This window comes from Ruegeria sp. AB9 (assembly GCF_056542585.1).
The window spans coordinates 1-12,953 of sequence record NZ_JBQGAA010000032.1; the positions used below are offsets into that span (position 1 = coordinate 1).

Here is a 12,953-nt window from a genome sequence, read left to right on the forward strand (position 1 = left end):
ATTGGAAGCGGCAATCGCCAGCGGCAAGCCAACTGTGCTCGATGTGCCAATGATCAACAACCCGACACCAACGACCGGACACTGGAACATCCTGGACATATACTCGCCTGACAAGGATGTGTCGCACGTCGCGACTTGACGAAACTGGGCGCGTTCAGACGCGCCCAGTTTCTTGTGCCAATGCACTTCCGTGCTTGAGCAAATTTCAACAGCATCGTCGCGGCGCAGTCATCGTTGTTGTGTGTCTGAACTTTTTGTTGGTTAGTTACTTTCGCCGAAGCACGTGAGATAATGTCAAACTGCAATAACACTGAACTAAGTGCGTTCTTAGCGTTCAAGTTTTCGCTCCCGCAGCGAACGGCAGGTTCGACGGGATGCGTCGCAGCATCACCAACAGGCAGCGAACGGCATCTGTGGGTGGCTCCTGCATTGCAAGATCTTTTGGTGATGTTTCCGGGTATTTTGTCAGTACCTTCGTCTGTCCGGCCTGTTTGCGTGGCGGCATTGTCGCCACTGGCCTTGATGAAATCCGCGATCGAAGCTTGCGATCGCTGTATGTGAGCTCTGACCGCGTGCGTGGTCGCGGCGCTGCCATGACGAATTTTTCCCATAGTGCTTCCTTCCATTCGTGCGAAAGGATCACACCATCAAACCGTGGGATCAAACACCTAGAAGTTCATATTTTAACTTTGGGAAAGACCATCACAACACATTTCTGGAGATGCTAAAGAAATACAATTCTCAGCAGTCTTTTTTGGCTTCACACATATGCGCTTAGGGCTCGAACCGGTCGTCTGACGGTTTCAGTAGGTCGTCGGGTTGGTTCAGGCGGCATCAAGCCCGGCCTAGCGCAAAGGAACGGGCCTTCAAGGCAACAGAATGAATTTCCGATCAGTCCACGGACGATCAGTTTATCGACAGACGCTAAGCTCGACTGCCATCCCAATCCCAATTAGCGTCACTGCCAAATGATTTGATTGGAAAAGACTGCATGCCGGACAATGAGAAAGCACCACTGAGTGCAGACGAACGCGCGGCCATGCTCGTGGCAGCACGCGAAGCAGTGGCGTACCGGGGTACCCTAGCGGACGCCGCAGTTAAACCGGACCTGCGACCACAGGCCTTGGCGACGGAGTTCGACACCCGCCTTCCCGAGCAAGGGGACTCCGCATCCTCCGTGATCGAGAAACTGATAGCGATTGTCGGCAAGGGGCTACAAGGCCATGCATCTCCGCGGTTCTTCGGATATGTCTGCGGTGGGTCCATGCCGGTCGGGGTCGCGGCGGATTTCTTGGTCACCGCCTGGGGGCAAAACACGGCTTCATCCTGGGAAAGCCCGTCTGCCGCACTTATCGAACAGACAGTTTGTCGATGGTGTCTTGAACTTCTCGGTTTGCCAGTCGCATGCGGCGTCGGAATCGTGTCGGGGGCGACGGTCGCGAACACCCAGGGCATTATGGTGGCGCGCAACGCTTTGCTGACCCGAGTGGGATGGGACATCGATGAGAATGGTCTATTCGGCGCGCCGGAAATTCCGGTCATCCTGGGTGATGCGGCGCATTCCGCGCCGATGGCTGGCGTCCGATATGCGGGGCTGGGTCTGGGCCGCGCAAAACGAATTGCAACGGATGATCAGGGCCGGATTCTGATCAGCGCCCTTTCGGCGGCGCTCGCGGAGTGCAAGCAGCCACCACTGGTCATTCTCCAGGCCGGCCAGATTAACACCGGTGCCTCCGACCCCTTTGCCGAGGCCATTCCGTTGGTTCACGACGCGGGTGGATGGGTGCATGTGGATGGCGCGTTCGGCCTGTGGGCGCATGCCGTGCCCGAATTGCGTGACCGGGTGGAAGGCGTGGATGGCGCAGATAGCTGGGCTGTAGATTTGCACAAATGGCTCAACGCGCCCTATGATGCCGGGCTTTGTATCGTGCGCGACCGTGCAAATTTGGTGTCCGCGATGAGCGCGCGAGGCGCATATCTCCCGGAGCAAGGCGAGACCTGGGAGCCGAGCGACTCCACGCTAGAACTAAGCCGCCGTGCGCGGGGCATTCCGAGCTATGCAATTATTAGGCAGCTTGGGGCGCAAGGTGTTAGGTCGATGATTGCACGTCACTGCGCCTTAGCTACACATCTGGCAGACCGATTGGCTGCCGTTCCGGGCGTCGAGATATTGAATGATGTCGTTCTGAACCAGGTGGCCATTGCTTTCGAAACAGACGAGTTGACGACCAAAGTCCTGGAAAGAGTTCAAGAAAGGGCCTCGGTTTATCCCAGTCACGGCGTTTGGAAGGACCGACAGATCATTCGAGTTTCGGTGATCAACCATTCGACTAACTACACCGATATCAACCTGCTGGTCAGCGAAATCGTGGACGCACACAGAGCCGTCATATGATGCCTAGGCGCGCCAAGAGTCGGTTTCTGAAGCGCAGTGCTAACCTCGATATCTGAAGCTGCGAGTGTTGTGGACGCGGAGCCTGCAAATTCCTTAAAAGCAGACATTTACCCACACCGCGATATTCGGCACTTTGGGCTCTGTCGTTAAATCCGCCGCGCTATGTGCGAATGGCGGCTCAACCGAAAACCCTTAGAGTGTCATTTCGCCCCGTCCCGCAATCGACCCCACCTGCGGCACGCAGCGGACATTTCGCTTCAAACTCGGCGTAAGTAGAGAATTTTCACGCTATCCAATGAACAGAGTTTCCAGAGTCGAATAGTGGGTCTGAGCACAGACGGCCACTTCCAAAAGAAGAGTTCGAAGGTTCGGTATATCTCTTCTGCTTTGAAATCTGAAAGTGATGCATTAAGCTAGCGTTAGCGTTCGGCCTTATTGCGTCAGAAAGCGAAAGCTCGTGACAACTGCCATGCCAGCCAACATTGAAACTGGCAAGTTGCGGGTTTTCGCCGCAACGACAAACACGACTGTCCCTGCAGCCAATTCAATGGTGCCGCCCTTTAGCATCATCAACGCGACCAAAGCCACGATCAAACAGCTCGGTATGGCCTCCATTCCACGAGCCCAGCTTCCCGTCTGAGATAGATGGAGCGCTAAGAGAAAGCCGCTCAAGCGAATGACGTAACTGGCGGCTCCAAGACCCAGAATGGTGAGCCATATTTCATTTGTCATGGACCACTCCAGCTGTGGTTGCGCCAAGAACCGCTCCCAATATCAGGTCCCAACTGGCTTGTGCCGGGAACATAAACATGAATGCAACGACAGTGCTTGCTGCCACGACCCATGGCCAAAGGTCACTGTGCCCACGCCAAAGGCCAGGTAATAGGGCGATAAAGACAGCAACAATGGTAAAATCCAGACCGAAACGGGTTGGGGTTGGAATCCCCTGAGACAACAAGGCGCCAGTGTTGGTTGCCAACATCCAGACCATTAACAGGAACGCTCCTCCACCAAAGAGATACCAATAGCTCGCCAAAGCACCCCGGTTTTTGGCGGTCTGCATAAGTGCTACTGAGGCATCTGTGGCCAGATATACGCCGGTCATAATCTGCCACCAAGGGCGTTCGACTAGAGCATTACTCATGCTGGCTGTGCCACTTGAGACCAAACGCCTCTCGCGCACATATCACCAGATGCACATAGGCCTCTTCCGCCTTGTTACGGGCGTATGGAAATTCCAATTCTTGCCGAGTTTGTAAAATTTGTGACGGTCAGGAAAGTTCGCATAGCGAGCGTTGATGCGCTTTCAGGAAAATTAGGTTTCTCTCGAAGAAATGTTCGGGAGGAACCTTTCGGTAAAGAACATCAGCGAGGAAGCGGAATAGTGTCGCTTCAACACTTTCAGCAGGGGCTGGGGGTGCTCGCCGTCTTGCTTTTTCCATGGCATCACCAGAGCCAAGCTTCGGTATTTGTCTCTATGGGCAAAACATCCGACCACGGTAGACAGACCTATCGTCCGTCTCCTGTCGATACTCCATGAGCTCGATGACATAATCCTTGTTGTATCCGGACTCAGTAAGGATCGAGGCGTAAACCTCGAGCCCATCTTCATCCACGTATTCGAAAGACATACTCTCGTCGTAGATCTGAAGAGGGTTTGTCTGCACAAAGATAGCATTGCCAGATCCAGTCAACAAAACCGACTCATTCCAATCTTTCGGAGGATCGTTTGAAATGTCCATGACAACATCATTTTCTTTGTACCCATCCCAATGAATCTCACAAAGCCGGGTGGAACTGTCGATCATGAAGACCTTCGGCTCCCCATCTCGGATTATAGGAGCAGGCGGCCAGCCCCCTTCAGACACAGTGGACGTCTCCGCTGTTTCCTGCACTTCCTCACCACCCACGGAAACATAGTTGTTCGCGATGACTTCGCATGACCCCAGGTAATCGAGAATGCAGTCTCGCGTCATCTGAGCGATAATATCAATGTCCGTCGGCTCAAGCTTGCCCAAAACATCAGCATGGAGTTCCTCGGCCCACTCAAGGCCCGACCCTTGGGAGATGTTCAGCCACATCATCGAAGTGTAAATGTCTTTGCCAACGCCATGACCGTTAGCATACATCAACGCAAGGTAAGCTTGGGATTCCTTGTGATTGAGCCGCGCACCGCGTGTGAACCATTCGAATGCGGCGTTGTAATCCTGATCGTAAAGACGGCCAGAGTAATGCCCGCTACCGATCCTGTAGATCGCAGGCGTGTAGTCCTGGTTTGCGGCTTCCAAATACAGCTTCTTAGCCGCCACAGGGTCTTTTGGAACCAAAAAATCATCGCTGGTTTCAAGTAAGAAGGCCAGTGCATACTGCGCCTTGGCATAGCCCTCCTTCGCCAATGGATCGAAGACATTAGCTGCATACGGCAGCCGCTTCTTCTCCATCGCCCTCAATCCTTCGAGGTGTGAAGCCTGCCTCCTTTGCTCATCGAGTATCTCCTGCAATAGCCAAGGCTCGAGTCTTCTATTTGCGTGAGGCCCGTGAACCAAATCCACCGCAGTAAGCCCATAGGCATCTTTGATAAGCAAATTGGCGCCCCGACCAAGCAACTCCGACACAAAATTCTCATCAGGCACCGCCAAATTGGAGCTGAAGTGGAAATGCAAAGCGGTTCGGCCCTCCTTCTTGTCGCGCATGTTCACATCCGCACCTGCACTGAGAAATGCCCTGGCATATGTGAAGGCTTCGTGCGGATCAGGGTCAAGAGCCGCCCAAATCAGCGGTGTCCGACCATCCTCCATATATCCGTTCGGAGTCTCTCCGTTGGCCACATCAACAATGATGGCGTCCGGTGACGTCAGGCTGAACAGGTAGTCACGTGAACACAGGCGTTTACACTTGGGCGTCTCCGCTCCTGCGACCCCGGCGGCGAAAACAAAGGCGAGCGAACAAAGAAATCGTGAAACCACTGGTGTGCCCCTGCGTTACTGGACTGTCGTGAAAAACCTACCACCCAAAATGCAGCAAAGCGTACAAATATCGTTTACACCCAATGATTTAGACTGAGTATGGCGCATTTGACACGCAGGATAAGGCAAATACAGTAAAAGCAAGCCGTCTAAGGCGGCAAAAATGGGTTTTGTTGCGACGCTTCTGACTGAACGAAGAGACCTCTCCGGACCATCGGATTAAACAGCATTGCTAAGTCGATCGCGTTGTCCTTCTTGGATAGCGCGGTGCCATGACCATACTGACTTCATTGCCGCAGCTGAGGGGCTTCCGTTTTCCTCGCGAAACCATCGCCTATACGATGTGGGCATATCAGCGGTTTGTTCTCTGCACGGCGGATGTCGAGGATCTCCTGGCGGAGCATGGCGTCATCGTCAATCGTGAAGCGGATCGTCTCTGGGTGAACCGTTTCGGGTCTCAGTTCGCGGCTTGTATCCAACGCGACCGGCGGGGACCGCACGACAAATGGCACATGGACGAAGTGGTCGTCCCGATCAACGGCGTGCGACATTGGCTGTGGCGTGTGATCGATGGCAATGGAAATGTACTCGACATTTTGATTCAGCCTCGCCGTAATGCCAATGCCGCTAAGAGTTTCTTCGTCCGACTGGTTGCTGCTTACGGCGAACTGCGTACCGTGATCACGGACAAGCTGCGCAAATTTACCAAGCCGATCAAGGCCATCGTGCCGGGCGTCGACCATCGGGCGCACAAGGGGCTCGACAACCGGATCGAAGGGTCACGCCGAAAGATGCGAAAGCAGGAAAAGATGATGGGTCGGTTGAAGTCACCACGCCAGGCGCAACGATTTCTCGTCGCCCACGACCAAATCAGTACAATTTTTAATCCCCGCGGCTATCGCCTTTCCACTCTCTTCTACCGCCATGCCAGAGCCGACGCGTTCAAGCTGTGGAAAGGGTATGCTGCGGAATTATCGGCCTGATTGCGCGGTCTTATGCATATTCCAATCCACGTCAGACAACTTGGCAATGCCGTCCAGAGTTTTACCGCGCTAATCTAAGGCGCGATAGAGATAGACCCACGTGCCTTTTACTTATATATACGTTTCATCCATTCTCCAGGAACGGTCGCACGCTCCCTTACTACGACGCGCTGCCTCAGCGATTGCGCCTGCATACCGTGTCACCCAGCGGTTCAAGGTCGTGTGATTCACCGCAACGCTTCGCTCATGCATGATCTCTTCCAGATCGCGATTTGACACACCGTAGCGGATGTAAAATAACACCGCGAAAAGGATCACATCCTTCGGGTGCAGCGCGCCTTTGAAAGAGATCATGAATCGACTTTCGACTTAAATTTACCGACAGCCATTCACTCGCTACATTGGTGAGCGTCAACGGTCAAAATTTTGCAACAGATCCGGCCCGCGCGGCAGAGCGCACCGAACGGGCGCGGAATTCGGCAGTTGTCTAAAGGTTGGTTTCGCGACAAAACCCAACGCAGCGCGATGCAGACAATAGATTGATCCTTTCCGGCCTGACCGATGATCTGGACCGCGAACACTTACGGGCACATAGGTGGCGGTCTGGTTTGAATGCAACTGCAATCTTCGCATTTTGGGAATAACTGGAACCTGACGCGTTTGAAAATCAGGGGTAGTTTGTACAACGCTTGAGGCTCGGGAGGCGACTTTAGCTGGGTATGAAGGGCAGGGGCAGGTCCGGCAGTTGCATTAAGCCCGCTTCAATTTTCCAGCGAGCGTGAGCCATAGAATTAACCTCTGTAGCTCAGAACGGCCTTATTTTCGAGGTAAAGAAAAGGTTTCCATGTCTTGTGCCTCGATCAAGGAAGAAGACTTCAACGGAATAAGTCGAGATTAGCCGCCAGTTCGGGCGTTTTCTCGACACAATCACATTCGAATGTAAGCGATCTTCCGATATTTCTTCTTCGCTTGGTGCTTCCAGAGGATCTTCAAAGCCTGATCTACTCCGCTTTTCCGCCCACGCAGTATAGATCAAGCGCGGTACAGCCGTTTTCTGAACTATTTGCCAAGTATATGCGGAAAGAAATGGCGGAAGTTGTGAAACCGGTCTCTGCTGCGTCGCCGGGTAGGGCGACGCAGCGGTTCTCATATTAGAAAGACCAGTTTAACCCTGCGCGCAGGAAGGGGCCCTGCGCGTCATTTCCGATCTCTTGTTCTGCGGTGGCTTCGAACCGCATTCCCTGAAGAAGGTCTTTTTTATACCCCAGCATCACGCTTGCACCGGTAAAGTCCGTGGACGCGAATGTCAGTGTTTCCGTTGACGAGAACACCGTGACATCTGCGCTGGTGTCCCCCAGCCCTCTGCGCAGGACGCCGCTCAGTTGACCAGAGATGACGCCACCATGACCCAGCGCTTTGTCGATTTCTGCGCCAAGCCGGGCTTCGATCACTTCAGTTGTGGCCGAGCCGACAGATGCATTGGCCACGGATCCGGTTTCCGTATATCCGTCATCCTTCTGGCGCGTGTAGCGAACTTCGCCAAGACCCAGCAGCCCGAAATTGCTGCTGACATCAAAGCTCCTTTCGACACCGATATGGGCGGTCAGCAACTGACTGTCATAGTCGGCATGCGCATCTGCGCTGCCGGTGATCTGACGCGACCGATCCGTGGACAACCATCCATAGCCAATACCGGCCTCGACTGTGTATGCACCCATCTGACGGCCTATTGCGGTGTCCAGGTAGAAACCGGTCGTGTCAAAATCGGTTGTGTTGGTGTCACCGTCGGCGTTGAACACACCCATTCCGAAGGCCAGAGAAATGCCGTTGTTGAGCTGGCCGGAAAGCCCGGCACTGCCATTGAACAGCGAGATGTCGGTGTCATTGCTCGGTGTTGTTTCAAACTGCCTATATTCGGCGTCGATCATTGCGTATGGCCGGAACCCTCCGAAAGCAGGAGCCGCCTGCTGGAACGAGAAACCGCGCGAGACCTGAGCTGGTTGATCGTAACTCAGCGCACCACCTGCGCCACTCAGGACACTTCCGTAAAACGCAGTGACGTCGCCGGATATTCCAAAATCACCGCCATCCACAACAGCGTAGACAGGCGCTGATCCGCCCTCGTCCTGAACAAACCAGGCTGAGCTGCCCTCTGAGACCCGCGTGGTGAAAACGCCAGTATTCGGGGCCGCATCCTCAAAATAGAATATGTTGCTGCCGCCTTGGGCGTCCAGGTTGACGTCATGGTCCTGTACCCGGATCAAACCGGTCACCTGATCTTTACTGTCTACATTGAGAGAACCCGTGCCCGTACCCAGGAAGATCGCATAGGCATCGCCGCTGTCGGATGACGCCGAGATCCGGCCCACGTCTGAGATAACGCCGTCAAAATTCTCGAAATACAGACCGTAGACTTCGGAGGATACCCCGCCTGTAGCCGTTGCGGTTATGGTACCTGTATTCGAAAACGCGCCCTGCATGTCCTCGGCCCAGATGCCTGCCGCAAGGGCTTCGGCATCACTGGTGCCATTTACGATATTCGCGGTTGCATTGATAACGCCGGTATTCGCAACGGATGCATTTACGTTGTCGTACAGCAATAGGCCCTGCGCTCTGATATCCTCGCCGCCCTGAGCGAGAACCGAAATGCTGCCGCTGTTTGCGACGCTTCCGGTTGTATCGCCGCGAATATAGATACCGCGTGCCGTAGCATTATCTTGCTGAGAAATGCTCACAGTGTCGATAACACCTGAGTTGATGAGGCTGCCTTCGAATCCGTTGCGGACGTAAAGGCCGCTGGCATAGGCAGAACCTGTATCTCCCGTGGCGCGAACCGTGACACTACCGGTGTTGGTGAAATCCCCTTCAAACGAGGCATCTGGATCGCGGGAATCCTGATTGCGCACATAAAACCCAAAAGCCTCGGATTCGTCATTTGTGGTCGTGGTTGTTACGCTCACCGTGCCGGAGTTGGTGAAGTTTCCTACAATTCCGTCGCGTATCTCGAAACCTGCAGCAAAGGCGCTTTCCTCACCTGTTGCGGCGGCAGTGATTGAACCGCTGTTGAAAACGTTGCCTTCCATCCTGTCCGAGACGGTCAGGCCGGTTGCATATGCTTCACTGGTAACGGAATTCGCAGTCGCAGTGATCGAACCCGAGTTCTGCAAGTTTCCCTCAAAATCATCAACGATGTTAAGTCCAGCGGCATAAGCCTCGGATTGACCCTGAGCGTTGACAGCGATGGAACCGCTATTGGTGGCATTGCCGATCAGATCGTTCCAAATAATCAGGCCATTAGCTTCGGCGCTACCATTGTCAGAGTCGGCATTGATCGTAACCGCACCTGAGTTGGCAAAGTTCCCGACCAAATCGTCGCGCAGGAAAATGCCCGAGGCACTCGCGTCATTGGCGTTTTGTGCAGTGACAGAAATCGATCCCGCGTTTGCAATGTTGCCGGTTGCTACCTCTTCAAAATAGGCACCCGTTACGTCGGGTGTTATGGCAAAAGGCGGGCGTGGCGGGCGAGGCCGGACCGGTCCTGCAGCCTGGTTATTTACCGAATTCACGGAAATCGTACCGGTATTGGTAAAGTTCCCGGTAAACTCGTCATCCAGATGGTAACCACGTGCGTCTACAGAGGACACCCCGGTTGCGCTGACGGAAACTGTGCCGGCGTTACTGATGTCTCCGGTTACGTCCCCATCAATGTAAAAAGCAAATGCGTCAGCTTCATCGCTGGTCGACGAAGCCTGCACGGAGACCGTGCCACTGTTCGTTATGTTGCCGTCAAAATCCGAGTCCACATAAAGACCATAAGCTTCGGCCGAATCTGATCCGGCCTGCGCCATGGCTGTTAATGTACCGCTGTTGTTGAAGTTGCCTGATACGTTGTCTTCTACATAGATGCCATATGCGCTGGCTTCGCTTGCGGCGGTGCCGGATACCGACAGGACACCACTGTTGGTGATGTTGCCCGCCACGACACCGTCAACATAGAGACCGAAAGATTCAACACTTTCCGATCCGGTGCTGATTCCACGAATGTTGATTGTGCCCGAGTTCGTGAAATTCCCGTTAAGATCGCCGGACAAATAGAATCCCGAGGCGCTTACCTGAGTCGATGCTTGCCCAACTGCGCGGATCGTCCCGCTGTTCGAGACGTGTCCGTTGGTATTGCCTTCGATGTACACAGCGGCTGCGTCCACACTGCCGGACGAGGCAGACGCGTTTGCAGTGATCGTACCCGAGTTGTCAAAGTTCCCGTTCAGATCACCTTCCAGGTGATAAGCCCAGGCGGTCGCCGATGTAATGGCAGAGGCGTTGACGGCTACTGTCCCGCTATTGTTGACGTTTCCATTCATGTCGCGTTCAGCACGGATACCGATGGCATTAGCAAAGCTGCCGTTTGTAGCTGTCGCTGCAATAGTGCCGCTGTTGTTAATATCGGTGTCGACGTCATTCACGAACAACAGACCAAGCGCGGTCGCCGTGGCCGATCCGGCGGCATCTGCGGTGGCCGTGATCGTACCGGAATTCGAAATCGTTGCGGTTGACTCGGCCCCCCCAACGAAAACCGCACCCAGCGCGCTCGCATAACTGCTTGAAGTAGAATTCGCACTTACTGAGACAGTGCCTGTGTTCTCGAACTTGCCGCTGTAGTCGCCCAGAAAAAGAAACCCAAGCGCGGATACCCCGCTGCTGCCATTCGCGGCGATGTTGATGTTTCCGTTGTTAATGATTGCACCGGGAGTTTCGAGGTTCCCGGCAAGAACGACACCAACCCCGAATGGATTGCCGGAGGACGGGCCGGAAATGGTGCCGTTGTTGGTAGCTGTGCTTGAGTAGTTTGTGTTAATCTCGACCGCCGCGGGACTTGAGGTGGTCAGGTTAATTGCTCCGGTCGCTGTGATCGTTGCATCTACATCCGTTGAAATGAGAGCCTGTGTATTCTGTGGCGTGGAAATAACCTGAGCCTGAACAGTGCCTACCGTCAGGGCTGTAACAGAAACAGTGGCAAGGAAAAGCGATGGTGCAACACTCGCCACGCGACCTTTCCATTTCACCAAACGACCTCCTCGCGCCACACGATCATGGGCGCGCTCTGCTGCGCAGTTCTTCATACTCCGAAAACCCCCTCGGAACTTTTGTTTTGTTAACTATGTTTCACGGGTTAGCTAAAAACAAAGCTGGGCACAAATGTGACAATTTTTAAAATATTGAGAAGATTTGCCTGTATTGCACAGACAACACACAATATATCGATGTGATACTTAACTTTTTTCGGTAACCTCATGCGGATGGATCACGTTGAAGGAATGATCTATCAGATGGTGATCGGTGCGATCCAATGTTGATATTCTGGGCGACGAAAATCGGAAATGAGGCAACTAATAATGACAGAACAGGGATGTGTCGCAAACTTTTAGAACGGTCAAAGTCAGCGATTTACTGGACACACCTATCCCGCCTGATTGCTCTAATTGCCGCTCGGTATAACTGGCGAGCGGATGAACTGACGGTCGGGCAGAAAGAAATGACCCGACTCTGGTCCTTCGACGAACGAACCGTCAAAGGGGGAAATCAAAAGGTGTGTTTAGTCGATTGGCCCGACCCAGCGTATCTTTACGAGCACTCGATTGATTTGAATGGACCAGGTATTCAAATCAAAAATAGTGGAAAAGTGATTGGAACAGGCATTCTAATCTCGTCATGGCGCAAGTTTGGCAATCAGAGTACTGGCCCGATTTCACCTATGATCATGAGCGGGTAGAGCCGTACCTGGCAACGTCATCTCACATGGTCGGTGAAATCGCAGGCCTCATTGACGGGCTTCCGGATACCGACCGGGAGGAGTTTCATCTTTCGCAAGTTGCCCAGGAGGTAATCTCCTCTTTTGGAATCGAAGGAGTGCCCCTGGATGAGACCGAGATCCAGGCCTCGATTGTTGCGTCCCTTAAGCAACGCGACCGGCGCGCTATTACACGCCGATCTGATGCAGTCGTGGAGTTGATGGCTGCTGCTCGCTCGACGAAGGGACCGCTAAGCGCGAACATATTGTACGATTGGCACCGGTTGTTGTTCTTTGGCATTGAAGTGGAAGACTTGGGTCGTTGGCGTCGCTTCGATCTGGAATTTGTCCGCTCTGCGGTCGCAGGCTCTAATGACGTATTGTATAAAGCGCCGCCGCCTGAGCGGCTTGAGCAGGAAATGACTGTGTTTTTAACCTGGCTGGCGCAGGATCAGGAAGCACCAGTGCCAATCAAGGCCGCACTGGCGCATCTTTGGATTGAATCGATCCATCCATTCTCTGATGGAAATGGACGAATTGGTCGGGCGTTGATTGAATTTGTGTTTGCTCAGAAAGGTGCATTGTCCTTTTCGTTTTCACGTCAGGTCGAGCGGGATAAGAAAGCGTATTATCACGCTCTACAGGTTGGCCGGAAAGAGGGTAGGGGGGTATCGACGCCACCGAATTTGTCATTTGGTTTCTGAAAACACTAGAGAGCGCGGCCGTCTTTGCTAGGGTCAGGATGCATTGATTTTCGTTGTGCCACGTGATTCACGTTTTGAAAAACGGAGCGGTGACATGAGCGACCTTTATTGGCTGAC

8 protein-coding genes and 1 pseudogene are annotated in these 12,953 nt (G+C 53.6%); 4 read left to right on the top strand and 5 right to left on the bottom strand.

Features of this window, described 5'->3' with window-relative positions; all coding sequences use genetic code 11:
* Window positions 1–374 precede the first annotated feature (374 nt).
* Window positions 375–728 (top strand): hypothetical protein, encoded by a 354-nt coding sequence (locus ACR0K5_RS24680; protein ID WP_480632181.1) that lies wholly within the window; start codon window positions 375–377, stop codon window positions 726–728.
* 263 nt (window positions 729–991) lie between these two features.
* Window positions 992–2,395 carry a pyridoxal phosphate-dependent decarboxylase family protein gene (locus tag ACR0K5_RS24685; RefSeq protein ID WP_480632182.1) on the top strand — a complete coding sequence of 468 codons (1,404 nt, stop codon included), beginning with the start codon at window positions 992–994 and terminating at the stop codon, window positions 2,393–2,395.
* A gap of 432 nt (window positions 2,396–2,827) precedes the next feature.
* Here ACR0K5_RS24685 and ACR0K5_RS24690 read toward each other — a convergent pair whose 3' ends face one another.
* The 3 genes from ACR0K5_RS24690 to ACR0K5_RS24700 all read right to left on the bottom strand — a co-directional run bounded on the left by ACR0K5_RS24690 (window position 2,828) and on the right by ACR0K5_RS24700 (window position 5,361).
* On the bottom strand, window positions 2,828–3,127 hold the full coding sequence (locus tag ACR0K5_RS24690) for an AzlD domain-containing protein (RefSeq protein ID WP_480632183.1): 300 nt from the start codon (window positions 3,125–3,127) through the stop codon (window positions 2,828–2,830).
* Window positions 3,117–3,539: a hypothetical protein gene (locus ACR0K5_RS24695; RefSeq protein ID WP_480632184.1), complete on the bottom strand. Its 423-nt coding sequence runs from the start codon at window positions 3,537–3,539 to the stop codon at window positions 3,117–3,119. Before ACR0K5_RS24695 ends, ACR0K5_RS24690 begins: the two co-directional genes overlap by 11 nt.
* Before the next feature lie 331 nt (window positions 3,540–3,870).
* On the bottom strand, window positions 3,871–5,361 hold the full coding sequence (locus ACR0K5_RS24700) for a hypothetical protein (protein ID WP_480632185.1): 1,491 nt from the start codon (window positions 5,359–5,361) through the stop codon (window positions 3,871–3,873).
* 272 nt (window positions 5,362–5,633) lie between these two features.
* Between ACR0K5_RS24700 and ACR0K5_RS24705 the strand changes: the two genes are divergently transcribed.
* Entirely contained in the window at window positions 5,634–6,344 is a 711-nt protein-coding gene (locus ACR0K5_RS24705; protein WP_480632186.1) for an IS6 family transposase, read from the top strand.
* A 114-nt stretch (window positions 6,345–6,458) separates the two neighbouring features.
* Here the strand turns inward: ACR0K5_RS24705 and ACR0K5_RS24710 are convergent.
* Window positions 6,459–6,698 (bottom strand): annotated as a pseudogene (locus tag ACR0K5_RS24710) (IS6 family transposase); the annotation flags it as partial.
* 797 nt (window positions 6,699–7,495) lie between these two features.
* On the bottom strand, window positions 7,496–11,464 hold the full coding sequence (locus tag ACR0K5_RS24715) for a beta strand repeat-containing protein (protein ID WP_480632187.1): 3,969 nt from the start codon (window positions 11,462–11,464) through the stop codon (window positions 7,496–7,498).
* Window positions 11,465–12,053: 589 nt separating this feature from the next.
* Here ACR0K5_RS24715 and ACR0K5_RS24720 point away from each other — a divergent pair.
* Window positions 12,054–12,836, top strand: coding sequence for a Fic family protein (locus tag ACR0K5_RS24720; RefSeq protein WP_480632188.1), 783 nt, complete (start codon window positions 12,054–12,056; stop codon window positions 12,834–12,836).
* The last annotated feature ends 117 nt before the right edge of the window (window positions 12,837–12,953 follow it).